Below are 24,813 nucleotides of genomic sequence, written 5' to 3'. Positions count from 1 at the left end.
CATCATCCCCAAAAAAATTGGGGGTAACCGATGCATCAACTCTCTCGCCGCCGCCACCTTCAACAATTGTCGGCCGTGCTCGGGTCCGCCGCGCTGCCTGGGTGGTCGACGCCGGCACGCGCCTCAGAGGCGGACATTCCACCCGAAGGCATCGGCAAAGGCATCAAGCACATCTCCTACAGCGACATCGGCGGACGGCCCGACAGCGTGCAGGTGATGTTCAATCGGGACCACATCTATGTCGGACACATGTTCAGCGATGGCGTGACGATCCTGGATGCGTCCGATCCGCGTGCGCTGAAGCCGGTCAATTTCTTCACCGCAGGACAATATACCCGCACCCACCATTTGCAGGCGGCAGAGGACCTGCTGCTGGTTGCGAATGGCGCCAATATCGTCGCGATGCAGTCCTACGACAGCATGCGCGGCTATTTCGAGAACGCGCTGGTCGACAGCATCACCAAGGCCAAGAAATTCCGCTCCGGCCTCTCGATCCACGACATCTCGAAACCGAACGAGATGCGCGAGATCGCGTTCCTCGAAATGCCCGGCTTCGGCATCAACCGGCTGTGGTGGCCGGGCGGTCGCTACGCCTATGTGTCGGCGCATTTCGACGGATTCACCGACCACATCCTTTGCGTGGTCGATCTCAAGAGCATCACGAAGCCGGAGATTGTCGCGAAATGGTGGCTGCCGGGCATGAACCGCGCGGCCGGCGAGCCGGCGACGCCGAAGGGCAAGCGCTTTGCGCTCCATCACATGATCACGGCGGGTGATCGCGGCTATGCCGCCTGGCGCGATGGCGGCTTCACCATCCATGACATCAGCGATCCCGCCAATCCAAAGCTCCTGTCCCACATCAACTGGTCGCCGCCCTTCGCCGGCGGTACGCATACGCCGCTGCCGCTGCCCAAGCGACAGCTCGCGATCGTCGCGGATGAAGCGAATGCGGATCAATGCGCCAAGGGCCTGTTCCACACCTTCGTTCTCGACGTGCGCGCGCCGCAAAACCCGGTGCCGATCGCGACCCTGCCGACCCCGCGTGATCGCGACTTCTGCACGAACGGCACCTTCGGGCCGCATAATCTGCACGAGAACCGCCCGGGGTCGTTCCAGAGCGAGGAGACGATTTTCGCGACCTACAACAATGCCGGCGTCAGGGTGTTCGATATCAAGGACGCCTTCGCACCAAAGGAGATCGCCTATTGGGTGCCGCCGACACCGAAAAAGCTGGTCGACCCCCGCCCGAACGTCGCGCTCGCAGCCAAGACCTGTGACGCCTATGTCCGGCCGGACGGACTGATGTTCGTCTCCGACTGGAACGCCGGCATGCACGTGCTGCAATATCAGGGATGAGGAGCTGCGTAGGGTGGGCAAAGGCGCGCCCTTCGCGCGCCGTGCCCCACCATTCTGTCCGCAACGCCGCGTGAAATGGTGGGCACGCTTCGCTTTGCCCACCCTACGGACCTCTACCCCGCTGGCATCGCCGTCTCGATCAGGCGCACCCAGAACGAGGCGCCGTGGCCGAGGATGTTGTCGTTGAAGACGTAGGCCGGGTGGTGACACGCGGGGCTGTCGCCCATGCCGACCAGGATCATCGCGCCGGGGCGCGCTTCCAGCATGAACGAGAAATCCTCCGCGCCCATCATCGGGATGATGCGGTCGTTGACGCGTTCGGCACCGACGATGTCGCGGGCAACGTCGGCGGCGACGCCGGCTTCGCGCGGATGGTTCATCGTCACCGGATATGTACGCGTGTATTTCGTCTCCGCCGAGCCGCCATAGGCGCGGGCAACGTTGTCGGCGACTTCGCCAATGCGGCGTTCGACGAGATCGCGCACTTCAGGGTCGAGCGTACGCACGGTGCCGCTGAGCTCGGCGGTCTCGGGGATGATGTTGAAGGCAGTGCCGGCGTGGAATTGCGTGATAGAGATGACGGCGGACTTCAACGGGTCGACGTTGCGCGCGACGATCGATTGCAGCGCGTTGACGATCTGCGAGCCGATCAGGACGCTGTCGATCGCCTGGTGCGGGGTGGCGCCGGCATGGCCGCCCTTGCCGTGGACCGTGATGCGGATGGTGTCGGAGGAGGCGAGCAGCGGCCCCGGCGTGGTCGCGAAATGGCCCTCGGGCAGGCCCGGCATGTTGTGCATGCCGTAGACCTGGTCGATGTTCCAGCGCGTCATCATCCCGTCCTCGACCATGGCCTTGCCACCACCACCGCCTTCTTCGGCGGGCTGGAAGATCACGATCGCCGTGCCGTCGAAGTTGCGCGTCTCGGCGAGGTACTTGGCTGCGCCGAGCAGCATCGCCGTGTGGCCGTCATGGCCGCAGGCGTGCATCTTGCCGGGAATCTTGGAGGCATAGGGCACGTCGGCTGTCTCCATGATCGGCAGCGCGTCCATGTCGGCGCGCAGGCCGATTGTCTTGCCGGACGCCGATTTGCGGCCGCGGATCACGCCGACCACGCCGGTGCGGCCGATGCCCGTCACCACCTCGTCGCAGCCGAACTCGCGCAACTTGTCGGCCACGATGCCGGCGGTGCGATGGACCTCGTAGAGCAGCTCCGGGTTCTCATGGAAGTCATGGCGCCAGGCGGCCATTTCGTCGGAGAGAGCTGCGATGCGGTTGACGATGGGCATGGGGGAATTCCGTTGTTCTGTTGTAGCCCGGATGAGCGAAGCGACATCCGGGATTTCTGTGAATGGATTCCCGGGTATCGCTGCGCTCACCCGGGCTACGGAAGCGCGTCAGCTCTCACCGAACACGCGCTTGAAGATCGTGTCGACGTGCTTGAGGTGGTAGCCAAGGTCGAACTGCTCCTCGATCTCGGCATCGGTGAGATATTTCTTCACTTCAGTGTCCTTCTTCAGCAGCTGGAGGAAGTCGCCTTCGCCGCGCCAGACCGGCATGGCGTTGCGCTGCACCAGCTTGTAGGCGTCCTCGCGGCTCGCGCCCTTCTGCGTCAGCGCCAGCATCACGCGCTGCGAATGGATGAGCCCGCCGAGGCGGTCGAGATTCTTCTGCATGTTGGCAGGGTACACCAGCAGCTTGTCGATCAGGCCGGCCAGACGCACCAACGCGAAGTCGAGCGTCACGGTCGCATCGGGGCCCATCATGCGCTCGGCGGAGGAGTGCGAGATGTCGCGCTCGTGCCAGAGCACGACGTTTTCCAAAGCCGGGGTGACATAGGCGCGCACCATGCGGGACAGGCCGGTGAGGTTTTCCGACAGCACCGGGTTGCGCTTGTGTGGCATCGCCGACGAACCCTTCTGCCCTTCGGAGAAGAACTCTTCGGCTTCCAGAACTTCGGTGCGCTGCATGTGGCGGATCTCCACCGCGAAACGCTCGACCGAAGAGGCAATCACGCCAAGCGTCGAAAAATACATCGCGTGGCGGTCACGCGGGATCACTTGGGTCGAGATTGGCTCAGGCACGAGCCCCATGGCCTTGGCGACATGCTCTTCGACGCGCGGATCGATCTGCGCAAAGGTGCCGACGGCGCCCGAGATGGCGCAGGTCGCGACCTCTTTCCGCGCGGCAATCAAGCGCTCCTTCGCGCGCGAGAACTCGGCATAGGCATAAGCGAGCTTGAGACCGAACGTCACCGGCTCGGCATGGATGCCGTGGCTGCGGCCGATCGTCGGCGTCATCTTGTGCTCGAAGGCGCGCTTCTTCAGCGCGGCCAGCACCTTGTCGAGATCGGCGAGCAGCAAATCGGCGGCGCGGGTGAGCTGGACGTTGAGGCAGGTGTCGAGCACGTCGGAGGAGGTCATGCCCTGGTGCACGAAGCGCGCCTCGGGGCCGACGATCTCGGCGAGGTGGGTCAGGAAGGCGATGACGTCGTGCTTGGTCTCGCGCTCGATCTCGTCGATGCGGGCGACGTCGAAGGTGGCGTTGCGGGCCTTGTCCCAGACCGTCTTGGCGGCCTGTTTCGGGATCGTCCCGAGCTCAGCCAGGGCATCCGCCGCATGCGCCTCGATCTCGAACCAGATCTTGAACCGGGTCTGCGGCTCCCAGATCGAGGCCATTTCCGGGCGGGTATAGCGGGGGATCATCTGACGGCTCCAAAGCGGCGGGTAGGGCGCGCCCCAAGGCAAGCAAGAAGGGGCGCGGCTCCGGCCAAAATGCTGTTTACGCTGCGATTTAGCAGAGCGGGGAGAGCGAAACAAACGGTCCGGCCGAGGGAACGGGGGATGACCAGGGGCTATCGACCAGACCGTCCGGTGAGGCCAAGGGCGAGCCGGATCTCAGAATTAACTATCAATCACAGATCATTGACTGACAGATATTGAAATCTGTCAGCGAGACGTGTATATCCGTTGTCGGACGCTCCGATTGGGCGTCTGGCGGCAGACCCGGAGGCCCGACGTCCCAAACAAATGGGGATCGAGGGTCGAAATTGAACAACGGGAACCGCCTGTGTTTGGAGACCTACGACAATGACGACCGAAATCATCCATCTCACTGGTACGATTGGGCATTGGCTCAATCTGCTGGTTGCGCGCCAGATCGCGGCGCAGGCTGCAAAACTGCCTCATTAAGGCGAGAGCTTTCCGAAACGGCCGGCACGGGCGCTTCGGAAGCAGCTCCATCGCCGGGTAACTGAGCCCTTAAAGGGAACATGGTGCTGGCATGAACGAAGCCGTTATCTTGACGCCGGAGCGGATCCTCGAAGTCACCGAGGACGTGTTGCGGCGCTACGGACTCGCCAAGGCCACCGTGGTCGATGTTGCCCGTGCGCTCGATGTGAGCCACGGCAGCGTCTATCGCCATTTCCCGAGCAAGGCCTCGCTGCGCGAGGCGGTTGCCAAACGCTGGCTCGACCGCATCGACGGACCGCTGCGCCAGATCGCTGAGGAGCAGGGCCCAGCGCCGGTGCGGCTCGACCGCTGGCTGCGCACGCTGTTCGCCGCCAAGCGTTCGCGCGTGCTTGACGACCCCGAAATGTTCGAGACCTATCTGACGCTGGCGCGCGAAGCCTGCGCGGCCGTCAGGTGTCACAAGGACACCATGATCGACCAGATCGGGGCGATCCTGACCGACGGCGTGAAGCAGGGCGTATTCGATGTGAGCGACGTCAAGACCACCGCACGCGCGATCTTCGATGCCACCGTCCGCTTCCACCATCCGGCCCATGCCGACGAGTGGAAAGACGCCGATCTGCCCGCGCGCGTCGACGCGACGCTTGCGCTGCTGCTGCGCGGGTTGAAGGCTTAGAGCTTCCTCTCTCCGTCGTGGCCGGGCTTGTCCCGGCCATCCACCTGTCGCAGCGAAGGTCGTGGATGCCCGGGACAAGCCCGGGCATGACGACTCGGCCACCTCTTCGCTCGATCGGATACCCCTAAATCCTCGTCAGCCCACAACTCGCTGCCAGCCGCACGAGTTGCGCGTCCGTGCGTGCGCCGGTCTTGGTCTTGATCAGATAGTGATAGTTCTGGACCGTCTTGACGCTGAGATTGAGATGCGTCGCGATCTGCTCGGTGGTGGCGCCGCCGGCGAATTGACGCAGGATCTCGATCTCGCGCTCGCCCAATTGATCCAGCACGGATCCGGTTGGCGACAGGCTGTCCTCGGCCAGCACATGCGCGATGTCGTCGCTCATGGCGCGCTCGCCCCGGGCCACAGTGCGGATGGCGTTGACGACGGCGGAGGGCTCGCTGCTCTTGGTGACGAAGCCAGAGGCGCCGGCATTGAAGGCGGCTTTCACCAGCACGGCCTCATTGTGCATGGTGAAGACGAGAATGCGTGCCCGCGGACTGCGGGCGCGGATGTTGCGGATCGCCTCCAGCCCGCTGGCGCCGGGCATCGAGATGTCCATCACGATGACGTCGGGGTCGTGGGTCTTGAAGGCGCCATAGGCATCCGCGGCATTGTCGGCTTCCGCCACGACATGGAGATCGCCCTGGCTCTCCAGCACGCGCCGGTAGCCCTGGCGGACGATCGGATGGTCATCGACCAGCAGCACGAAGATACCTGTTGCCGCGACCTCGCTCATATCGGCCTCACGCGGCGAGCGGGATGGTGGCGGCAACGCTGAGTCCGCGATTGGCGGGCAGGATCGACAGTGAGCCGCCGGCGGCTGTCACGCGCTCGCGGATGCCGGTGAGCCCAAAACCGGCCGACTGCGCCACGCGTGCCGCATCACCGCCGCCATCGTCCTCGACACGGATCAGCAACGTATCATCCTCGCCCACACAGCGTTCGACGTGCAAGGAGATCTCGCGTGCGGCGCCATGGCGCAGCGCGTTGGTCAGGCATTCCTGGGCGACGCGATAGGCAGTCGTCGCGACCGGGCCGCTGATGTCGGTGAGATCGCCCCTGAGGTCGAGCTGGATCGTCGGCTGCGTCGCGCTTTGCGAACGCCAGCTGTCGACGAGATTGACGAGGCTCGCCTCCAGCCCGAGCTCTTCGGGCAGGGGATTGCGCAGACGCTTCAGCGCATCGCGCAGCGACGCCATCAGCTGATGCGTGGCCTGCGAGATCATGCGCGCGTCCTGCGCGATGCCGTTGTCCTTTTTCTCCTTCGCGCTCGCCGTCTCGATGGTGTTGGCGAAGGCGAGGATGGCGGAGAGATTTTGCCCGAACTCATCGTGCAGCTCGCGGGCGAGCGCACGGCGTTCGTCGTCGCGGATCTCGATCAGGCGCCGTGTCAGCGCCGCGCGCTGTTCGGTGGCTTCCTCCAGCCGGCCGCCGAGCTTTTCGACGGCGCCGCCGATCATTGCAAGCTCCATGGAGCGGAAGCGCGGCAGTTTCGTGCGATACTGGCCGCGCGCCATGCGCTGCAAGGCGATGACAATGGCGCGTGCCGGCGCCAGCGTGTGGGCGATCGCGAGTGATGCGAGCAGCGCAATCGCCGCCGCCATCAGCAGCGCGACGTCGATCACGTTGAGGATGTACTCCCAGGCGAGCGAGATGGTGGCCGCCGCATCCGGCGTCGCGACGACGGTGCCGGCCGTTGCGGCGCGGGGACTGACGGGACGCACCACCTCGGCATGGCTGCCGAGGAAGGTCGGCACGATCGACGCAAACCAGCGCGGCGGCGTCTTGCCCAGCCCCTCGCTCTGGCCGCAGAGCGGCTTTTCGAATGCGATGGCTGGCTGGAACTCGACGCAGACTCCGGGGGAGATCAGTTTCATCATATCGAGGGTGCGCCAGTCCGGAACCGGCAGAAGATGCTCGCGCGCTCTGTTGCTGCGCAGCAAGAGCTCGTGCCAGTACAGCGCCTGAAGCGCTTGCGCGACCCGCTGCGCGGAGGCCGCAGTGGCCCGGTCGATGCTGCGATAGGCGTCGAATGTGGCCCATACGGTCGCGGCTCCCAGACAGAGCGCGACGATGAGAAGCAGACGGGCGACGAGCTGAAGCACGAGGCGCATGCGATCACCCTCAACGTTTGGTAAGGTCAGACTAACAATGCCGTCGCGCCTTGCCAATCGCAGGGAACGGCAGGATCGCTGCTCGGGCAAATTTCCCAAGCCGGATTGGGCATGGCTCTTTGGACTGGGCGCGACGGCTCTGATCTAATCGGCCAGAAATCCTTACAGGCCAATCGTTGCTGGCCAGGAGCGGTGCAGCATGAGTTCGATGACGATTGGTCCGACCGTGCGCCAACCAGCCGACCCATCCGAGCGCAGCGCGCTCTTGTTCTGGATGATCTTCACCGGGCTATCGATCTTCGCCGTCTTCCTGTTGTGGCGCTTCGGCCTGATCCATCTGATGTTGACCTCGGACCGGACCTATATCTCCAGCGTGATCGCGCTGCTCTACGTCGTCACCTGCGGTCACTGTTTTCTGCGCACGCGAGCGATTGCGCGCGAGGGCGCGGCGGCACGGCGCTGCCGCGCGGTGCTGTCGGCGCCCGAGGGCAGCAAGGCGCTCGACGCCAGCGCGACCTCGCTGCCGCGCGGGTTGGTGCGGGACCACATCGACAGCCTTGTGACCAAGGCGGCCGCGCAGGACTACCGGCCGGTCGACCAGACGCTGCTGCTGCGGACGCTCGCCGACCGCCTGCGCGGCTCCAACGGCTTCGGCGCCTTCGTCTCGGACACACTGATGAAGCTCGGCCTGCTCGGCACCATCATCGGTTTCATCATCATGCTGGCGCCGATCGCCGGGCTCGATGCCGCCGACAAGGTCGCCATGCGCTCCTCGATGGGATTGATGAGCGACGGCATGGCGGTCGCGATGTACACCACGCTGGCCGGCCTCGTCGGCTCCATCCTGGTCCGCATTCAGTACTACATGCTCGATACCGCGACCCAGCGGGTGTTTTCGGATGCCGTGGTCCTCACCGAGACCTACGTCACGCCGGCTCTGGAACGCAGGCGTCCGGGAACGCCGACATGATGGATGATTTCGGCCTCTATCCGCGCGAGGAGCCGTTCGATCCGCTGGGCGTGATGCTGTTCAAGGCGCTCCAGGTGGTCGCCTTCCTGTTCTTTCTCGCGCTGCTTGCGGTCTCGCCGGATGCCAAGGAGGGCAAGATCGACTCCAAGGCCGAGTTCATGATCACGCTGGACTGGCCGGACAATCATCCCGACGATCTCGACCTGTTCGTGCAGGATCCCGCCGGCAACATCGCCTGGTATCGCCATCGCGAGGCCGGCTTCCTCACGCTCGATCGCGACGACCGGGGCGGGGCCAACGACTTCATCATGGTCAACGGCAAGAAGATCGCCTCGCCCATCCGCGAGGAGATCGTAACGGTGCGCGGCATCGTCGCCGGCGAATACACCGTCAACGTCTCGCATTTCGTCGCCACGACCGGCGAGCCGGTGACGGCCAATGTGAAGGTGCAGAAACTGAATCCGACCGCGCAGGTGGTCTTCGACAACAAATTCACGCTCGACCACACCGGCGACGAGAAGACCGCGGTGCGGTTTCGGCTCGATTCCGAAGGCAAGGTGGTCAATGTGGACCAGCGGCCGAAATCGCTGCTGGAGACGTTCCGCAGCGGCTGGCGCAACGGCGCCGATCTCGACCCGAGCACCGGTGTGAGCAAGAACGCTGCGAGGGTGCGCCGTGACTAGCCTGCCGACGATCATACTTACGCTATCGGTCGCCTACGCCGTGATCGGTGCACTGCTGCTGGTCGTGCTGGTCTATGCGCGCCTGCACTGGTCGCTGAAAGCGGTCGCGGTGGTCGTGACCAGCGCCTTCTATGTCGTCAGCTTCACGGAAATGCGCGGGCTGCTTGGCTGGGCCAGCACCGACAGGCTGCCGACCTCCTTCAAGCTGCTCCAGGCCCGCATCGTCGAGCCGCATTCGCTGGAGGGCGATCCCGGCTCGATCTATCTGTGGGTCGAGGAACTGGACGAGGACCATCGCCCGAGCGGCATCCCCCGGGCGTTTCGCGTGCCCTATAATGACACGCTGGCCGACAAGACCCACGCGGCGCAGAACGAGATCGCGGCCGGGCATCCGCAAGGCGGGCGCGCCGCGGACTTTGGCGGCGGCGAGGGGAGCCTGATCGACATGGTCCGGGAATATGTGACGCCCAAGGTCATTCTCGAGACCAGCGGCGGCGACTCCTCGACCGGCGAGTTCAATGCGCCGCCGGCCGGCGCCCAAGGCGCCGTGTTCACGCCGCTGCCGCCGCCCCGGATGCCGCCCAAGGACGAGCAATAGGCTCTTCACCATCACATCAGCGGTGCGCTGGTAAACCGTCTCGCGCTGGCGCATCTTGTTGACCTCCCTCAATTTGGCCTTATCGGCTTCCAATAAGAATTTGAGGGTGGAGGGTGCGTGCTTCTCGCGGTTTTCTCGGATATCCACGGCAACCGGCAGGCGTTCGAGGCGTGTCTGAAGGTGGCCCGCGCGAAGGGCGCGGAGCGGTTCATCCTGCTCGGCGATTTCGTTGGCTATGGCGCCGATCCGGAATGGGTCGTGGATACCGCGATGGAACTGGTCGCCCATGGTGCCGTCGCTGTACGCGGCAATCATGACGAAGCCGTCAGCACGACGACCGAGACCATGAATGTCGAGGCGCAGATCGCGATCGAATGGACCCGCGGGCGCCTCGACGTGGCGCAGCGGCGCTTCCTGGCCGAGCTGCCGATGCGCGTGGAGGACAACGGCCGGTTGTTCGTGCATTCGGAGGCCTCGAGCCCGCAGCGCTGGCACTATATCCGCTCGACGGCGGATGCGGCCAAGAGCCTGATCTCGACGCCGTCCCACGTCACCTTCTGCGGCCACATCCACCGGCCCGCGCTCTATTCGATGTCGGTGACGGCGAAGATGACGAGTTTTGTGCCCAAGACCGACGTCTCGGTGCAGCTCCTGCGTGGGCGGCAATGGCTCGCCGTGCTCGGCTCGGTCGGCCAGCCCCGCGACGGCGATCCGGCTGCTGCCTTCGTGCTGTTCGACACGGTCTCGTGCGACATCACCTATTGCCGCGTGCCCTATGACGTCGCGAGCGCGGCGAACAGGATCCGCGAGAACGGCCTGCCGTCCTGGCTCGCCGACCGGCTGTTGCAGGGGCGCTAGAGGCCGATGCCCAAACCCCTGGTCAAGCCCGGCGCGGAGATCGACGGCTACACCATCGGCGAATGCGTTCATGCCGGCGGCATGGCGACGCTGTGGACCGTCACCCATCCCGGCATCGACGTGCCGCTGCTGATGAAGATTCCACGCGCGTCGGAGGGCGAGGACCCCGCGGCCATCGTCTCGTTCGAAATGGAGATGATGATCCTGCCGCGGCTCGTGGGTCCCCACGTCCCGGCGTGTTTCGGCACCGGCGATTTCGCCCATCAGGCCTATGCCGTGATCGAGCGCATTGCCGGGACCACGCTCTACAAGCGGCTGCCCGACCTGCCGCTGCCTTACGAGGAGGCGCGGCTGCTGGTGTCGAAGATCGCGGCCGCGCTCGCCGATTTGCACCGGCAGAACGTGATCCATCACGACATCAAGCCGAGCAGCATCATGTTCCGCGAGAGCGGCGAGGCGGTGCTGATCGATTACGGCCTGTCGCACCACAACCATCTGCCCGACCTGTTGCAGGCCGAGTTCCGCCTGCCTTACGGCACCGCGCCCTACATGGCGCCGGAACGGCTGTTAGGAGTGCGCGACGATCCGCGCAGCGATCTGTTTTCACTCGGTGTGCTGCTCTATTTCTTCACCACCGGCGAACGTCCGTTCGGCGAGGGCGAGACGTTGCGAGCGATGCGGCGGAGGCTGTGGCGCGATCCTCATCCGCCGCGCAAATTGCGCGCGGACTATCCGCCCTGGCTTCAGGAAGTAGTGCTGCGGTGCCTGGAGATCGAGCCGGAGTGGCGTTATCCGACCGCGGCGCAGCTCGCCTTCGATCTCGCCCATCCGGACCAGGTCAGGCTGACTGCGCGCTCGGAGCGGATGAAGCGCGACCCGTGCACCGTTGCGTTGCGGCGCCGCTTCAACCAGGGCGTCATGCAGCCGCGCGCAAAGGCGGATGTCGCCGAGCAGATCGCCTCGAGTCCCATTCTTGCAGTCGCGCTCGATACCGTGGAAGGCGCGCCGGAGCTGAACGAGGCGCTGCGCATGACGACGGAGCGCATCCTTGCAACCCTGCCGTCAGCGCGGCTCGCCTGTGTCAATGTGCTGAAGCTCAACCGCATCGCCATCGACCGGACCCTGGACGAGCAGGGCTCCAACAAGCATATCGACCGCCTGGTCGCGCTCCGGCATTGGGCCACGCCACTCAAATTGGACGAGAGCCGGCTGTCGGTTCATGTGCTGGAATCTGTCGATCCCGCCGCCGCGCTGTTGGAGTTCGCGGAGGTCAACCAGGTCGACCATGTCATCGTCGGCGCGCGGCAGGGCTCGTTCAGGCGCACGCTGCTCGGCAGCGTCTCGGCCAAGGTGGCCTCGGAAGCGACCTGCACCGTCACGGTGGTGCGGCCGCCGCGGATGGCTACGGCGAAACCAGACGCCGGCGTGGTGTGGGGCTAGGAAAGATCACGCCGCGTGGGCGGTGTGGACGACGCGCTTGCGGCGGATCGGCCAGGTGAACCGCGGACCGGACTCGCCGTGATCGGCATGGCCGCCGAAATATTGGATGATCTCGCGGCAGGGTTCGCAGTTGAAGAGGTTACGCGAGGCGGATGCCTTGGTCATTTCCTTCAGGCAGTTCGGGCAATGCGGTTTCATCGGTCCTGGTCCAGAAAAGATTTCAATGCCGGCGCGGTGACCGGAACGGGTGATCCAGGTCCGCCGTCTCGGGCCCGGCGTCGTCGCCCATCTCGCCTTCGGTGCGTTCGAGCCGGCCGAAGAAATAGTCGAGGTTCGGATGCGGACGGCGCGGGATACGACACCTGCGCCTCGGCTGACGCTTCACGATCGCGATCTGCATGGCGTCAGGCCCGATAGCGGTCGCGACCGATGATGCGGGTGGAACGCGCCGTGACCTTCACCGGTCCCTCCGATGGGCCAAACACAACAAATGCACAAAAACCAATCCACAACGCCACGCCAGTCCAAACCAGGGTCGTCGTCATGATGTGCTCCCGTCAAAAGCAGGCAGGAATCACTAGCGGTGATTTGCACGAATCAGGGAAGTCCGGAGGAGTACGGATTTAGGTTGCAATTTTAGGCATTGCGCGTCGCAAATGCCCGTAAGAACCGCAGATTTGCGGGCGCATGTGCTTCAGATTGCTTCGCCGCGTGCCCCGAGCGCCGCGTTGCGGATCGCGGCGATGTTGGTCTTGTACGCCTCTTGCGTGCCGCCTCTGAACACGGAGGTGCCGGCAACGAAGGCGTTGGCGCCGGCCGCGGCAAGCGCGCCCGCAACGTCAGGGCCGACGCCGCCATCGACCTCGATGTCGATCGGCCGACCGGCGACCATCGCGCGGATGTCGCTGATCTTGCCGATCGCGGAGCGGATGAAGGCCTGGCCGCCGAAGCCTGGATTGACCGACATCACCAGCACGAGGTCGACCAGGTCGAGCACGTATTCGATCGCGCTGATCGGCGTGCCCGGATTGAGCGAGACACCGGCTTTCTTGCCGAGCGCGCGGATCGCTTGCAGCGAGCGGTGCAGATGAGGGCCCGCTTCCGCATGCACGGTGATGTGGTCGCAGCCGGCCTTCGCGAAGGCCTCGAGATAGGGATCGCAGGGCGAGATCATCAGATGCGCGTCAAAGATCTTTTTGGTGTGCGGGCGCATCGCCTTGATGATGTCGGGGCCGTAGGAGATGTTAGGAACGAAGTGCCCGTCCATCACGTCGAGATGGATCCAGTCGGCACCGGCGGCATCCACCGCGCGCACCTCTTCGCCGAGCCTGGTGAAATCGGAGGCCAGGATCGAGGGTGCAATTGCCAGGGGGCGGGGGGCGAAGGCTTGGGTCATGGCGCGGTTTCCCGTGGCGGCCGAAAGACGAATGGGCCTCGCCTAACATGGGCCTCCGCGCCGGGCAATGCAGGGGCGGCGTGCTTCCTGTGGGCGGAAAATTCTGCCGTCTGCGGCATGAATTGCCGATGTTCCCGGGTCCTTCAAAGCACGGTGGGTGCGGATTTCATTGAGCTTTTCGCGCTGGCACGCAGCTTGCTGACCTCACCGCCAGAACATTGGCTGCGGCGTGCCGCATCGGTTGGAGTTGTGCAATGTTGTTTGCCCTTGGCGCCGCTTCGAGTGCGCTTGACGCCATTTCGTCACTGATGAGTTCGAAATCGTCTGCGACGCAGCAGACGGGATCGTCGCAAGGCACGACCAATCCATTCGCGATCGACACCAGCAGCAACAGCACGAGCACTGGCGCGACCTCGTCGGTCAATTCCGGCAATTGCGCGCAGATCTCGCCGGAGACGATGAGCGCGCTGATCGCGGCACAAAGCCAGTCGACAGCCAGCACGAGCGCCACGAGCAGCTCGACCAGCTCCACATCATCCTCGAGCGCGACGTCCTCGACATCGACGAGCCGGGATGATGCGCTGAAGGATCTGTTCTCGCAGCTCGACGCGAACGGCGATGGCCAGATCAGCAAGTCGGAATTCGAGAGCGCGCTGGGCGCCGGCGGCACCAACACGGCGCAGGCCGATGACGTGTTCTCGAAGCTGGATAGCAATTCGGACGGCAGCGTCAGCCTGGACGAGATGTCGAAGGCCTTGAAAGGCAGCGGCCATCATGGTGGCCACCACCACGCGCAGGCTGCGAGCGGCTCGGGCGACTCGAGCGATGCGTCCGGGAGCGACTCGGATTCGTCGTCGTCATCGTCGAGCGGCGGGTCGACCTCAACCACGACGACCGGCTCCGACGGCTCGAGCACCACCACCGTCACCTATGCCGACGGCTTCAAGATGACGACGACGGTGCCGGGCGCGTCAGCCACCGGCACCTCGCCCTACGATCTGTTCGCGCAGTTGATGCAACGACAGGGGCAGGCTTCGTCTGGATCCGCGGCCTCTTCGATGTCGATGAGCGTCTGACGCGCCTTCTGAGGCGCTAGCCGAACCGATCCTTCCACGCCGGCAGCGCGCCGGCGAACGGCAGCGCGGTCGCGCTGTGGACGCCGCGCGCGATCGCGCGGGCGACCACGTTGGCGGCGACCATGCCGAGCTCGGTGAGGCCAGCGACCGGCTCAATCGGTTTCGCGCACGTCGCGGCGGCAAACAGCACATCACCATCGGTCGGGGCGTGCACCGGATAGATCGCGCGGGCAAAGCCGGTATGGGCGATCATCGCGAGGCGCTTGGCTTGGGGCTTGGTCAGCACCGCGTCGGTGACGACGACGCCAATCGTGGTGTTTTCGCGCTCGCTTGCGGCGGGCCCGCCCTTGATGCGCATCTTGAGCATGTCGTCCGTGAACGCATCTGGCAGGCCGCGGCCACCGAACTCGCCGGCGACCTCGAACGGCGCCGCCCAAAACCACGGCCCGTCGCCGACGGTGACGCTGCCGACAGCATTGACGGCGACGATCGCCGCGACCTTGACGCCGTCGGTCGTCGACGCCGAGGCTGAACCGAGCCCGCCCTTGAAGGTCGCGGTGGTGGCACCGAGGCCGGCGCCGACGCTGCCGAGCGCAAACTCCGTCCCGGCGGAGACCGCCGCGGCGTAGCCGAGATCGCGATAGGGCGAAAAACGGCCCCACGCCTTGTCGCCGCCGTTGAGCAGATCGAACAGGATCGCGCCCGGCACGATCGGGATCAGCGCCTCGCGGACGCGGAAGCCGCGGCCCTGTTCGGCGAGCCAGGCCTGGACGCCGCCGCCCGCATCGATGCCGAAGGCGGAGCCACCGGACAGCGCGATCGCGTCGACCCGCTCGAGCGTACTGGCGAGGTCGAGCAACGCGGCCTCGCGCGTGCCGGGGCCGCCGCCGCGGACGTCGATCGCTGCCACCGCCGGGGCATCGAAGATGATCGCGGTCGTGCCGGAGGCGACTTTCGCATCCTCGGCATGGCCGACGCGAACGCCGGCGATATCGGTGAGAAGGTTTTTCAAGGACGGCACTCCATGCGCTGCTGCCTTAGCGATAGCGCACCGATACCGCAGGCTCAACTCGCAAGCGCCGTCCTGAGCATCTTGGCGAGTTCGGACTTGCGGTAGGGTTTTGCCAGCAGCAGTACGCCGGAATCGAGCCGGCCGTGATGGACGATGGCGTTTTCGGTATAGCCCGAGGTGAACAGCGTTTTCAGGTCGGGGCGCCGCCGGGCCGCCTCGTCGGCAAGCTGGCGGCCGTTCATGTTGCCCGGCATGATGACGTCGGTGAAGAGCAGGTCGATGCCCTTGTCTGCGTCGATGATGATGAGGGCTTCGGCTGCGTTGGCCGCTTCGAGCGCGGTATAGCCGAGGCTCTTGACCTGGGTCACAACATACTGCCGCACCAGTGCGTCGTCCTCGACGATCAGGATCTTCTCGTCGCCGCCGGTGATCGGCACGTTCTGGAGCGCCTCGTACTCGGTCTCCTGCACGCCCGTGGAGCGCGGCAGGTAGATCTTCACGCTCGTGCCGTGGCCTTCCTCGCTGTAGATCTTGATGTGGCCGCCGGACTGCTTGACGAAGCCGAACACCATGCTGAGTCCGAGGCCGGTGCCCTTGCCGACCTCCTTGGTGGTGAAGAAAGGATCGAACACCCGCTCGATCAGGGCCGGCGGAATGCCCGTGCCGGTGTCGCTGACCGCGATCATCACGTAGTTGCCGGGCGTGACGTCGACGTTCATGCTGGCGTAGCCGTCGTCGAGAAAAATGTTGCGCGTCTCCAGCACCAGCGTGCCGCCGTCGGGCATGGCGTCTCGCGCGTTGAGCGCAAGATTGAGGATCGCGGAGGTGAGCTGGTTCGGATCGACCAGCGCCGGCCAGGCATCCTCGGTGAGCTGCGGCGTGATGGTGATCTGCTCGCCCAGGGTGGGATGCAACAGCTTGGCGGCCTCGACCGCCAGCGCATTGACGTCGATCTCGCGCGGCTGAAGCGGCTGCTTGCGGGCGAAGGCGAGCAGATGCTTGGTCAGTTGCGCGCCGCGATCGGCAGCGTCGTCGATCAGCCTGGTGATGGCAGCGAGCTCGGGCCGGTCGGCCACCGCGTCCGCCAAAATGCCGATCGTGCCGGTGATGACGGTCAGCACGTTGTTGAAGTCGTGGGCGACGCCGCCGGTGAGCTGGCCGATGGCGTCCATCTTCTGGACTTGCCGGAGCTGGGCCTCGGCGGCCTGCTTGTCGGTCAGGTCGCGGCCAATGAAGAAGTGGCGCTTTACCGGCTCGGACCAGGTCCCCATCCAGTTCAGCGTGACCTCGTGACCATCGTAGTGATAGTAGCGCGCCTCGAAGCTGCGCTTGATCTGGCCGCGCCGCGCGGCGCGCATCTCGCTGCGCGTGTTCTCGAGATCGTCGGGATGGATGAAGTCGGTTGCGCTGTGCCCGATCATATCCTGCGGACTGTAGCCGAGGATGTCGGTCACACTCGGGCTGACCTGGATGAAATTGCCAAAACCGTCGGTGACGAGGATCAGGTCCTGCGAGGTCTCGAAGATGCGTTGGCGCTCCTCGGTCTCGCGGCGCAGCTTCTCCCGCGATTGCTTCTCTTCGGTGATGTCATGGGCGATCTTGGAGGCGCCAATAATTTCACCGCTGTCCGATCGCAGCGGAGAAACGTTGATGACGACGTCGAGCTGACGGCCGTCCTTTCGGATGCGGACCGTCTCGTGCTGGGCGATCGACTCGTTGCCGCTGATGCGGTTAAGGATGCCTCTGACCTCGGCCTTGCGGTCCTCGGGCACGATGAGGTCGATCGGCTGGCCGACGGCCTCGGCGGCCGAATAGCCGAACAGCTGCTCGGCAGCCCTGTTCCAGCCCGTGATCACGCCGTCGAGCGATTTTGTGATGATGGCATCGTTGGAGGATTCGACGACGGCGCCGTAGAGCGCGAGGCGCTTGCCGTAGTAATCGCGGTCGGAGGCCGACTGTTCGCGCAGCCGGCCGACGAGGCCCACCGTGTTCGCCTGGAGGCGGACGTTCTCGATCAAGAGCACAGCGAGCACGAAACTCGCGGCGCAGAGGCCGTAGAGGCGGCCGGCGTAGAAGCCGAGATCGTAGCGGGCGACATTGACGATTGCCGACAGCGCGATGTCGAACAGCCAGGCGCACATCGTGACCATGAGCCAGACGTCGATCACCGTGTGCGGCTTGCGGAACCACAGCGTGATCAGCGCTGCGAAGCTCAAGGACCAGATGAACGACACCACGCCGATCATGGTGGTGGTGTAGCGGCCGTCCCTCAGCAGGACCGGCAGCAGATCGTGCTGCGCAGTGACCATCCAGGTGATGGCGATCATCGCCGCGATCACGCCAAGGACGGCGAGCGCGATCGAACGCTCCGTCGGTCCCTCGATCCTGTTGCTGCCGTTGCCGTCCTTCAGCCACCCATAGGCCAGCACGAATAGCGGGAACCCGCCGTGCCAGATCATGTAGAGCCAGACCGTGGTCTGCGTGCTGGCGCCCAGCAGTCCGGTCGGCGCGAACAGCCCCGGGAAGGTGAGGGCGTGGGTCACCGCGGCCGCCGCCGTGAACAAATATCCGGTCGACAGCAGCAGCAGCGCACGGCTGCGCAGGACAGAGAATTGCGACAGGAGCAGAACGGCCGTGATGATGTCGCTGACGGCGAGCGCCGACTGGTAGCTGGACACGAAGGCCGGCACCGGCGGCAGCGGCGTACCCGCAAATGGGACAGCCAGCGCGAACAGGATCGCGGAGATACCGACGATCGCCAATGCTGCAGTGCGATCGTTCTGCGTGGCGGGCAAGGTCGAAAGGAATGTGCTTCGGTCGTTCTTTGCGTGCACGTTGACCTCTCGCTGGGTCGGCATAAGGGTAGTCCACGTGACTTCGTTGGCCGGCTGCCTTGGTCGCCATGATAGCCGGCTCCGGGCGCGCGTCCTGGGGGGACGGGCCCGCGACTCAACCGAAGGTTACAGCTTACTTAACTTGGACAGGGACGCGGAATAGGGAATCGGTAAGGTTGGCTTTACTGGACGGACCCATACTGCCTTGCCGCACGCCGCCATTGAATTGAACCAATTAATGATACGAATCCGGGAGTTGTTCCCATGCCCCGTGTCCTAATTGTCGACGACCAGAAGGACGTCCGCGCCATGGTCGCGATCGTCCTCCGGGTCAACCATTATGACGTTGTCGAGGCCGAGAGTGGTGCGGCCGGGTTGAAGGCCTTTGGTGAAGCGACCTTCGACGCTGCGATTGTGGACATTTTCCTGGCCGATACCAGCGGCGTCGACGTCATGGCGACTATTCGCGAGCGAGCGCCTGGGTTCCCGATCGTGGCGGTCTCAGGGATGACGGCGCTCGATTTCATAGGCGAAGCGCCCGGTCTTGCAGATGTCATCTGCCTGCAAAAGCCGTTTCGACCGAACGATCTGCTGCAAGCACTCCAGAAGGCGCAGGCAGCGGCAGGCGGGGAACTTTCCGCAGCCGTGTGAGCGTGCTGCAAAAGAAAACGCCCCGGTGAACCGGGGCGTTGGTGACAATCTGGCGAAAAGGTCAGGCTACCTGTCTCAGGTGCCGTTGCCTTTGATCTCAGTATAGCCGCCCTTGGCGTCCCACTTGTAGACGACGTAATCGAGCTGCTTGATGTCGCCCTTGGCGTCGTACTCGATCGGGCCGATCACGGTGTCCCATTTGCCGGCCTTCATCGCCTCCATGACCTTCTTGGCGTCGGTGGTGCCAGCCTTCTTCGCCGCCTGCGACCAGACCTGCATCGCCGCGTAGGTGTAGAGCGTGTAGCCTTCGGGGTCGATGTTCTTGGCCTTGAAGGCGTCGACGATCTTCTTCGCGCTCGGCTTGTTGCGCGGATCGGGACCGAAGGTGAACAGGGTGCCTTCGCCGGCGGGGCCGGTGATGGAGGCGTATTCCTTGTCGGCGAGCGCGTCGCCGGCCATCAGGATCGTCTTGAGGCCCTGGTCGCGCATCTGACGCAGGATCAGGCCGCTTTCCTGATGGTAGCCGCCGACATAGACCAGATCGATATTGTCGCGCTTCAGGCGCGAGACGATCGCGTTGAAGTCCTTGTCGCCCTTGTTGTAGGACTCGTACATCTTCTCGGTGACGCCGGCCTTGTTGAGCGCCTTCTTGGTTTCATCGGCAAGACCTTTGCCGTAGGTGGTCTTGTCGTTGAGGATCGCGATGTTCTTGCCCTTGAAGTTCTTGGCAATGTACTGCGCCGCGATCAGGCCCTGCTGATCGTCGCGGCCGCAGACGCGCGCCACGTTCCAGAGCTTGCGCTCGGTGAAGAGCGGGTTGGTCGAGGCCGGCGTGATCTGAAGCACGTTGCCGTCGGCATAGGCCTCGGAGGCCGGGATCGACGACGACGAGCAATAATGCCCAACCACGAACGGCATCTTCGCGCTGGCGATCTTCTCGGCGACCGAGCGCGCCTGCTTCGGGTCGCAGGCATCGTCCTCGATGTCGAGTGCGAGCTTCTTGCCGTTGACGCCGCCGGCGGCGTTGATGTCAGCTAGGGCCATCTCGGCGCCGTTCTTCAACTGGCGGCCGAAGGCGGATTCGCCGCCGGTCATCGGGCCTGCGACTGCGATGGTGACATCCTGCGCGAACGCCGCGCTCGACAGCGCGATCGACGCGCCGAATGCCAGACCGATGAGCTTCAGTGATTTCATGAGATACCTCGCGGGTGGTCGCCTATGGAAGTTGCCGGGGCATGCCCGGTCCAAACCGGCGCCATTGTTGAATGAATTTGGCGAGAAGTCACCGGCAAAATACGGGCATTGACGGAGATATCTCGCCACATTCGGCAGCACTTCGGGCCGCATCAGGCAAAACGGCCTGTCTTGCCGGGCGTGCCGCTTCCCAGAACGCGCGTCGGATTCGTCAACGCGCGAAGTCCAGCGGGCCTCAGTTGACCTCATCATCGTCGCGTGGTTTCGCGGCGCGCTGCCAGCCCGTTCCGGGCCAATGACGGCGATTGCAGCAGCACGTGAAATATGATCAACTACAAGAGATATTTTTCATTTCATACAATCACAAGACGTTGATCGACGTGCACTCTTTTTGATTGGAGAATTCCATGAAAGGCATCCTCCCACTCGTAATTTTTGGCATCCTGATCGCAACGGCGCCGCGCTCCCTCGCTCAGCAGGGACCGGACCAAGCCTTGCAGCGTCTGAACGAATGTGTCGCTACCCCTCGTGCAAAGCCGTCGACGCAGGAAGACATCTTCAAATCGTTCAACCCGGCGATTTCGGACCCGGACCGCGTCTCGTGGTGCCTGTTCCTCTACGTGAGCTCCGGGAGCGCAACAGCGGGGAACAACAATGCGCTGTTCGAGACCTGGGCCAGCGACGGCGAGACATTCAACATGAACCCGCAATGGCCGACCACGCCCACACCGAAGGTTCTGAGGCCGAACATTCTGTTGCAGATTCGCGAGTCCGATCGCGTGTTCCAGCTCGGGAAGCAGGGACGAGCCTTTCAACCCTTCGTTCTGCCGCCGCCACGACCGCTGAAAGAGGGCGATAACCTCGAGGAGACCCGCCGCAACAAGATCGACTTCGACTTCATCGTCTCGCATGATCTCCACAAGATCTCGGGTCTACAAAAGGCGTTCGAAACCTTCACGCGGGACCGCAAGCTCCTGTCCTTCCCTGCCGATGCAATCGAGGTCAAAGCGAACTGGTTTCCCGTGCTGGACCCACAGGATCCGACCAAGAGCGGGATTCCCGGATATACGGGCAGTCCGGCTGATGCGGGCAAGTTCTACCACGTGAACACCGCGGCAGGTAAGCAGTACGCCCTCGTTTCCATGCACCTCATCTCGAAGATGGTGCCGAACTGGACGTGGGCGACCTTCGAGCATCGGAACAATCCCGGCCGCTGCGAATATATCGGGTGCCATGATAGTTTCGGCTCGACACACGCCTCTGTCGCTCCCGATACGACGATCCCGGATCCCAGTGATCCGAGCTACCAAAATCCGGCGAACAATCCGAAGCCCTATCCGGTGTGCACGCACACACCGGCGCTCGCGAGCCTGTTCAAGGAGGCGCAGCTCGACCCGGCATTCCAGCTCTACTGCCTGAAGGGATCCCAGACCGATTTCACTGATGCAACCGGCATGGCCATCAGGCTCGGCAATTCGATCACGGAAGAGACCTTCGACTTTCAGTCGTCATGCATGACATGCCACTCCCGCGCAGCCTTCGGCGCCGACGGTTCGGCGACCACGATCGCCGGATTCGACAACACGACCGGTGCTCCGCTCGGTCCCGTCCACGGCGAGTGGTACTGGACGACGCAGATCGGGGGCCCCTGGGGGCCGGCTGCGTTACCGGTCGTTGCGGCCGGGCAGATTCCTGCGGCGTTTTCCGCGGATTTCGTTTGGTCGATTCCGTTCTGCGCGGTCGACGATACGAGCAAGCCTGTTGCGAAGAGCCGCTGCGCCGCGAAATAGGGATGAGCAGGCACGGCGACGCACTGCGTTTCGCTAGCCGTGCCGGCCGCCTTCCAGATAGGCGGCGCGAATCTCGGGGCGTTGCAGCAACTCGGCGCCGGTTCCGGCCAGCGTGATCAGGCCGTTGACCATGACATAGCCGCGATGGGCGAGCCTGAGCGCGTGGTTGGCATTCTGCTCGACGATCAGCACGGTCAGGCCGTCCTGCCGGTTCAGGGTGCGGATCGCGTCGAAGATCTGGCGGGCGATCAGCGGCGCGAGCCCGAGCGAAGGCTCGTCAAGCAGGAGCAGGCGAGGGCGGCTCATCAGGGCGCGGCCGATTGCCAGCATCTGCTGCTCGCCGCCGGACAGCGTGCCGCCGCGCTGGACGTAGCGTTCCTTCAGCCGCGGAAACAGCGAGAACACGCGTTCAAGCGTCGCGTCGCGCTCGGCGTCCGTGCATTCGGTCGCGTCCGCGCCCATCTGGAGGTTTTCCGCCACGCTCATGCGCGGGAAGATACGGCGGCCTTCCGGCGATTGCGCAATGCGCAAATGCGCGATCTCGTGGGTGGGAACGTCGGTGATGTCGCGGCCTTCGTACAGGATCTGGCCGGCGCGGGCGCGCGGCTTGCCGAAGATCGTCATCATCAAAGTCGACTTGCCGGCGCCGTTGGCGCCGATCAACGCCACGATCTCGCCGGAATTGATTTCGACGTCGACGCCCTTCAGCGCCTCGATCTTGCCATAGGCCGCACGCAGGCCGCGGATCGCGAGCAGGGGCGCAGCCGACGTCACGACCCGCTCTCCATCACGGCCACGGCCTCTTCCTCGTCGGTGCCGAGATAGGCGGCGATCACCTTGGGATCGTCGCGGACAGCACGGGGCGATCCTTCCGAGATCTTCACGCCATGGTCCATCACCACGATGTGGTCGGAGATCTCCATCACCACGGACATGTCGTGCTCGATCAGGAGGATCGAGGTGCCCAGCTCGTTCCGGATCGAGAGCAGCAGCTCGCTGAGCGCCGCGCTCTCGCGCGCATTGAGGCCGGCGGCGGGTTCGTCGAGGCACAAAAGCGCGGGCTCGGTGCACATCGCGCGCGCGATCTCGAGCCGGCGCTGGTCGCCATAGGCGAGATTGCCGGCGGCGTCGTCGGCGCGGTCGAGCAGGTTGATCCGCTTGAGCCAGTCGGTGGCGAGATCGATCGCGTGCTTTTCGGCGTCGCGGTAGGTGGGCGCACCGATCAGGCCGAGGAAGGTGAAGCCGGAGGCGCGCATCAGCGTGTTGTGCTGCGCCACCATCAGGTTTTCCAGCGCGGTCATGCCCGGAAACAAGCGGATGTTCTGGAAGGTGCGGGCGACCTTGGCCTGCTTGGCAATGCGGAAATCGTTGAGCCGCTCCAGCGCGATTGTCTTGCCGTCGTCATGGGTGAGGCGGATGGCGCCGCCGCTCGGCTTGTAGAAGCCGGTGATGCAGTTGAACACGGTGGTCTTGCCGGCGCCGTTCGGCCCGATCAATGCAGTGATCTTGTTCCGTTCGGCCGCAAACGACAGGTCCTGCACGGCGACGATGCCGCCGAAACGCATGGTGAGCCGGTCGACGCTGAGAATTGTCTCGCCGCTCATCCGTGCCCTTCCTTGACGAGGTCGGAAGAGATCGCCTGCGCCTTGGTCAGGTACACGGTCGGCGCGCGATGGCCGATCAGGCCGCGCGGCCGCCAGATCATGATCAGAACCATGGCGATGCCGAACACCAGCATGCGGTAGGTCTCGAGGCTGCGGAACAGTTCGAAGCCGCCGATCATGGCGAGTGCGGCCAGCGCCACGCCGAGCTGCGAGCCCATGCCGCCGAGCACGACGATGGCGAGCACCAGCGCCGATTCCTGGAAGGTGAAGGATTCCGGGCTGATGAAGCCCTGGCGGGTCGCGAAGAACGCGCCGGCGAAGCCGCCGAACATCGCTCCGGTCGCGAACGCGGTGAGCTTGGTGGTCGTGGTGTTGATGCCGAGCGCGCGGCAGGCGACTTCGTCCTCGCGGAGCGCCTCCCAGGCGCGGCCGATCGGCAAGCGCCGCAGGCGGATCGTGACCCAGTTGGTGAGTAGCGCGAGCGCCAGGATCACGTAGAACAGGAATACGATACGATGGGTCGGCGAGTACTCGATGCCGAGCTTGGCGGCGAGCCCGTCGTCGCTGTTGTCGAGCGGGATGCCGAAGAAGGAGGGACGCGGAATGCCGGAGACACCGTTGGGGCCACCGGTCAAATCCTGCCAGTTGATGATGACGAGGCGGATGATCTCGCCGAAGGCGAGTGTCACGATGGCGAGATAGTCGCCGCGCAGGCGCAGCACGGGGAAGCCGAGCAGCACGCCCCAGAACGCGGCAAGGATGCCGGCGAGCGGTAGGCAGACCCAGAACGACCAGCCAAAATTAGTCGCAAGCAGCGCGTAGGAATAGGCGCCCACCGCGTAGAACGCGACGTAGCCGAGATCGAGCAGGCCGGCGAGCCCGACCACGACGTTCAGCCCCCAACCCAGCATCACATAGGTGAGCACGAGGATCCCGAGGTCGAGGATGTAGCGCTGGTCATAGAAGATGACCGGCATCAGCAGCGTAAAGCCCAGGAGTACCGGTGCGACGTAGCGGCCGACGAACGACATCCCGTTCTGCACCGCCGGCGGCACCAGTTTCTCGGCACCGCTGGGACCGATCCATTGCCGCAGCAGCTCGATCACGATCGAGCCGCCGAACACCGCGGCGACGAGGGAGGCAAGCTCGCCGAAGCGCGTCCAATAGGTGAGCTGGCCGTCGGAGCCTGCCTCGGTGCGGATGCCGACCATCAGCGAGAACAGCACCAGCGCGATCAGCGCGTTGAACAAGGCGGTCTTCAGAAGGGCGGGGATGCCGGCGGTGCGACTTGCGTGCTTGGTCTCGTGCGGGATGGGTGTCACGCGGCGGTC

Annotated in this window: 24 protein-coding genes; 10 read left to right on the top strand and 14 right to left on the bottom strand. The window is 64.5% G+C overall.

What is annotated here, in order from left to right; translation table 11 throughout:
- Window positions 1–30 precede the first annotated feature (30 nt).
- Window positions 31–1,356: an LVIVD repeat-containing protein gene (locus tag UP06_RS36500; protein WP_045008486.1), complete on the top strand. Its 1,326-nt coding sequence runs from the start codon at window positions 31–33 to the stop codon at window positions 1,354–1,356.
- Window positions 1,357–1,469: 113 nt separating this feature from the next.
- Here the strand turns inward: UP06_RS36500 and UP06_RS36495 are convergent, their stop codons facing one another.
- The gene (locus UP06_RS36495; protein ID WP_045008485.1) at window positions 1,470–2,642 is read right to left on the bottom strand and encodes a M20 aminoacylase family protein; all 1,173 of its coding nucleotides are present in this window, start codon (window positions 2,640–2,642) and stop codon (window positions 1,470–1,472) included.
- A gap of 108 nt (window positions 2,643–2,750) precedes the next feature.
- A complete protein-coding gene (gene purB, locus UP06_RS36490; protein WP_045008484.1) occupies window positions 2,751–4,058 on the bottom strand; it encodes an adenylosuccinate lyase in 1,308 nt (435 codons plus the stop codon).
- Window positions 4,059–4,635: 577 nt separating this feature from the next.
- On the opposite strand from purB, the gene UP06_RS36485 reads away from it, so the two are divergent.
- On the top strand, window positions 4,636–5,220 hold the full coding sequence (locus UP06_RS36485; protein WP_045008483.1) for a TetR/AcrR family transcriptional regulator: 585 nt from the start codon (window positions 4,636–4,638) through the stop codon (window positions 5,218–5,220).
- A 124-nt stretch (window positions 5,221–5,344) separates the two neighbouring features.
- Here UP06_RS36485 and UP06_RS36480 read toward each other — a convergent pair whose 3' ends face one another.
- Both UP06_RS36480 and UP06_RS36475 read right to left on the bottom strand, forming a co-directional pair.
- Window positions 5,345–5,998, bottom strand: a complete 654-nt coding sequence (locus tag UP06_RS36480; RefSeq protein ID WP_045008482.1) for a response regulator — start codon at window positions 5,996–5,998, stop codon at window positions 5,345–5,347.
- A gap of 7 nt (window positions 5,999–6,005) precedes the next feature.
- The gene (locus UP06_RS36475) at window positions 6,006–7,376 is read right to left on the bottom strand and encodes a sensor histidine kinase (protein ID WP_045008481.1); all 1,371 of its coding nucleotides are present in this window, start codon (window positions 7,374–7,376) and stop codon (window positions 6,006–6,008) included.
- A gap of 199 nt (window positions 7,377–7,575) precedes the next feature.
- Here UP06_RS36475 and UP06_RS36470 point away from each other — a divergent pair, with 199 nt between their 5' ends.
- The 5 genes from UP06_RS36470 to UP06_RS36450 all read left to right on the top strand — a co-directional run bounded on the left by UP06_RS36470 (window position 7,576) and on the right by UP06_RS36450 (window position 11,925).
- Window positions 7,576–8,346, top strand: coding sequence for a MotA/TolQ/ExbB proton channel family protein (locus UP06_RS36470; protein ID WP_045008480.1), 771 nt, complete (start codon window positions 7,576–7,578; stop codon window positions 8,344–8,346).
- On the top strand, window positions 8,343–9,029 hold the full coding sequence (locus tag UP06_RS36465) for a DUF2135 domain-containing protein (RefSeq protein ID WP_045008479.1): 687 nt from the start codon (window positions 8,343–8,345) through the stop codon (window positions 9,027–9,029). The genes UP06_RS36470 and UP06_RS36465 overlap by 4 nt, the downstream gene beginning before the upstream one ends.
- The gene (locus UP06_RS36460) at window positions 9,022–9,627 is read left to right on the top strand and encodes a hypothetical protein (RefSeq protein ID WP_045008478.1); all 606 of its coding nucleotides are present in this window, start codon (window positions 9,022–9,024) and stop codon (window positions 9,625–9,627) included. Before UP06_RS36465 ends, UP06_RS36460 begins: the two co-directional genes overlap by 8 nt.
- A gap of 117 nt (window positions 9,628–9,744) precedes the next feature.
- Window positions 9,745–10,485, top strand: coding sequence for a metallophosphoesterase family protein (locus UP06_RS36455; protein ID WP_045008477.1), 741 nt, complete (start codon window positions 9,745–9,747; stop codon window positions 10,483–10,485).
- A gap of 6 nt (window positions 10,486–10,491) precedes the next feature.
- The gene (locus UP06_RS36450; RefSeq protein ID WP_045008476.1) at window positions 10,492–11,925 is read left to right on the top strand and encodes a serine/threonine protein kinase; all 1,434 of its coding nucleotides are present in this window, start codon (window positions 10,492–10,494) and stop codon (window positions 11,923–11,925) included.
- A 6-nt stretch (window positions 11,926–11,931) separates the two neighbouring features.
- Here UP06_RS36450 and UP06_RS36445 read toward each other — a convergent pair whose 3' ends face one another.
- The 4 genes from UP06_RS36445 to rpe all read right to left on the bottom strand — a co-directional run bounded on the left by UP06_RS36445 (window position 11,932) and on the right by rpe (window position 13,321).
- Window positions 11,932–12,123: a hypothetical protein gene (locus UP06_RS36445; RefSeq protein WP_045008475.1), complete on the bottom strand. Its 192-nt coding sequence runs from the start codon at window positions 12,121–12,123 to the stop codon at window positions 11,932–11,934.
- A 22-nt stretch (window positions 12,124–12,145) separates the two neighbouring features.
- A complete protein-coding gene (locus tag UP06_RS36440) occupies window positions 12,146–12,325 on the bottom strand; it encodes a hypothetical protein (protein ID WP_045008474.1) in 180 nt (59 codons plus the stop codon).
- Between the two features lie 4 nt (window positions 12,326–12,329).
- Complete coding sequence (locus UP06_RS41805; protein WP_197087462.1) at window positions 12,330–12,470, bottom strand: hypothetical protein; 141 nt, start codon at window positions 12,468–12,470, stop codon at window positions 12,330–12,332.
- Between the two features lie 149 nt (window positions 12,471–12,619).
- On the bottom strand, window positions 12,620–13,321 hold the full coding sequence (gene rpe / locus UP06_RS36435) for a ribulose-phosphate 3-epimerase (protein WP_045008473.1): 702 nt from the start codon (window positions 13,319–13,321) through the stop codon (window positions 12,620–12,622).
- A 254-nt stretch (window positions 13,322–13,575) separates the two neighbouring features.
- Between rpe and UP06_RS36430 the strand changes: the two genes are divergently transcribed.
- On the top strand, window positions 13,576–14,397 hold the full coding sequence (locus tag UP06_RS36430; protein WP_045008472.1) for an EF-hand domain-containing protein: 822 nt from the start codon (window positions 13,576–13,578) through the stop codon (window positions 14,395–14,397).
- Between the two features lie 16 nt (window positions 14,398–14,413).
- Here the strand turns inward: UP06_RS36430 and UP06_RS36425 are convergent, their stop codons facing one another.
- Together UP06_RS36425 and UP06_RS36420 are read right to left on the bottom strand one after the other, a co-directional pair.
- Complete coding sequence (locus UP06_RS36425; RefSeq protein ID WP_045008471.1) at window positions 14,414–15,409, bottom strand: P1 family peptidase; 996 nt, start codon at window positions 15,407–15,409, stop codon at window positions 14,414–14,416.
- Between the two features lie 53 nt (window positions 15,410–15,462).
- On the bottom strand, window positions 15,463–18,267 hold the full coding sequence (locus tag UP06_RS36420) for a PAS domain S-box protein (protein ID WP_045008470.1): 2,805 nt from the start codon (window positions 18,265–18,267) through the stop codon (window positions 15,463–15,465).
- A gap of 240 nt (window positions 18,268–18,507) precedes the next feature.
- Between UP06_RS36420 and UP06_RS36415 the strand changes: the two genes are divergently transcribed.
- Window positions 18,508–18,894, top strand: coding sequence for a response regulator (locus UP06_RS36415; protein WP_045008469.1), 387 nt, complete (start codon window positions 18,508–18,510; stop codon window positions 18,892–18,894).
- Window positions 18,895–18,969: 75 nt separating this feature from the next.
- Here the strand turns inward: UP06_RS36415 and UP06_RS36410 are convergent, their stop codons facing one another.
- Window positions 18,970–20,088 (bottom strand): branched-chain amino acid ABC transporter substrate-binding protein, encoded by a 1,119-nt coding sequence (locus tag UP06_RS36410; protein WP_045008468.1) that lies wholly within the window; start codon window positions 20,086–20,088, stop codon window positions 18,970–18,972.
- 407 nt (window positions 20,089–20,495) lie between these two features.
- Here UP06_RS36410 and UP06_RS39390 point away from each other — a divergent pair, with 407 nt between their 5' ends.
- Window positions 20,496–21,878: a hypothetical protein gene (locus tag UP06_RS39390; RefSeq protein WP_050032574.1), complete on the top strand. Its 1,383-nt coding sequence runs from the start codon at window positions 20,496–20,498 to the stop codon at window positions 21,876–21,878.
- 33 nt (window positions 21,879–21,911) lie between these two features.
- Here UP06_RS39390 and UP06_RS36400 read toward each other — a convergent pair whose 3' ends face one another.
- From UP06_RS36400 to livM, 3 genes are read right to left on the bottom strand one after another with little or no spacing between them, the layout of a single operon-like run.
- The gene (locus UP06_RS36400; protein ID WP_045008467.1) at window positions 21,912–22,652 is read right to left on the bottom strand and encodes an ABC transporter ATP-binding protein; all 741 of its coding nucleotides are present in this window, start codon (window positions 22,650–22,652) and stop codon (window positions 21,912–21,914) included.
- Window positions 22,649–23,482, bottom strand: coding sequence for an ABC transporter ATP-binding protein (locus UP06_RS36395; RefSeq protein WP_045008466.1), 834 nt, complete (start codon window positions 23,480–23,482; stop codon window positions 22,649–22,651). The genes UP06_RS36400 and UP06_RS36395 overlap by 4 nt, the downstream gene beginning before the upstream one ends.
- Window positions 23,479–24,804: a high-affinity branched-chain amino acid ABC transporter permease LivM gene (livM, locus tag UP06_RS36390; RefSeq protein WP_045008465.1), complete on the bottom strand. Its 1,326-nt coding sequence runs from the start codon at window positions 24,802–24,804 to the stop codon at window positions 23,479–23,481. The genes UP06_RS36395 and livM overlap by 4 nt, the downstream gene beginning before the upstream one ends.
- Between the last annotated feature and the right edge of the window lie 9 nt (window positions 24,805–24,813).

The organism is Bradyrhizobium sp. LTSP857 (assembly GCF_000938285.1).
In the GTDB taxonomy this organism is placed as follows: domain Bacteria; phylum Pseudomonadota; class Alphaproteobacteria; order Rhizobiales; family Xanthobacteraceae; genus Bradyrhizobium.
The sequence above is the reverse complement of the archived record's forward strand: the minus strand, read 5'-3'. Positions and strand labels throughout refer to the sequence as shown.

Coding starts and splice junctions, on each gene's coding strand:
- UP06_RS36430 (WP_045008472.1), top strand. CDS start 13,576: ATGTTGTTTGCCCTTGGCGCCGCTTCGAGTGCGCTTGACGCCATTTCG.
- UP06_RS36450 (WP_045008476.1), top strand. CDS start 10,492: ATGCCCAAACCCCTGGTCAAGCCCGGCGCGGAGATCGACGGCTACACC.
- UP06_RS36480 (WP_045008482.1), bottom strand. CDS start 5,998: ATGAGCGAGGTCGCGGCAACAGGTATCTTCGTGCTGCTGGTCGATGAC.
- UP06_RS41805 (WP_197087462.1), bottom strand. CDS start 12,470: ATGACGACGACCCTGGTTTGGACTGGCGTGGCGTTGTGGATTGGTTTT.
- UP06_RS36470 (WP_045008480.1), top strand. CDS start 7,576: ATGAGTTCGATGACGATTGGTCCGACCGTGCGCCAACCAGCCGACCCA.
- UP06_RS36495 (WP_045008485.1), bottom strand. CDS start 2,642: ATGCCCATCGTCAACCGCATCGCAGCTCTCTCCGACGAAATGGCCGCC.
- UP06_RS36475 (WP_045008481.1), bottom strand. CDS start 7,376: ATGCGCCTCGTGCTTCAGCTCGTCGCCCGTCTGCTTCTCATCGTCGCG.
- UP06_RS36395 (WP_045008466.1), bottom strand. CDS start 23,482: ATGAGCGGCGAGACAATTCTCAGCGTCGACCGGCTCACCATGCGTTTC.
- UP06_RS36420 (WP_045008470.1), bottom strand. CDS start 18,267: ATGCCGACCCAGCGAGAGGTCAACGTGCACGCAAAGAACGACCGAAGC.
- purB (WP_045008484.1), bottom strand. CDS start 4,058: ATGATCCCCCGCTATACCCGCCCGGAAATGGCCTCGATCTGGGAGCCG.
- UP06_RS36500 (WP_045008486.1), top strand. CDS start 31: ATGCATCAACTCTCTCGCCGCCGCCACCTTCAACAATTGTCGGCCGTG.
- UP06_RS36410 (WP_045008468.1), bottom strand. CDS start 20,088: ATGAAATCACTGAAGCTCATCGGTCTGGCATTCGGCGCGTCGATCGCG.
- UP06_RS36465 (WP_045008479.1), top strand. CDS start 8,343: ATGATGGATGATTTCGGCCTCTATCCGCGCGAGGAGCCGTTCGATCCG.
- UP06_RS36485 (WP_045008483.1), top strand. CDS start 4,636: ATGAACGAAGCCGTTATCTTGACGCCGGAGCGGATCCTCGAAGTCACC.
- UP06_RS36415 (WP_045008469.1), top strand. CDS start 18,508: ATGCCCCGTGTCCTAATTGTCGACGACCAGAAGGACGTCCGCGCCATG.
- rpe (WP_045008473.1), bottom strand. CDS start 13,321: ATGACCCAAGCCTTCGCCCCCCGCCCCCTGGCAATTGCACCCTCGATC.
- UP06_RS39390 (WP_050032574.1), top strand. CDS start 20,496: ATGAAAGGCATCCTCCCACTCGTAATTTTTGGCATCCTGATCGCAACG.
- UP06_RS36440 (WP_045008474.1), bottom strand. CDS start 12,325: ATGCAGATCGCGATCGTGAAGCGTCAGCCGAGGCGCAGGTGTCGTATC.
- UP06_RS36445 (WP_045008475.1), bottom strand. CDS start 12,123: ATGAAACCGCATTGCCCGAACTGCCTGAAGGAAATGACCAAGGCATCC.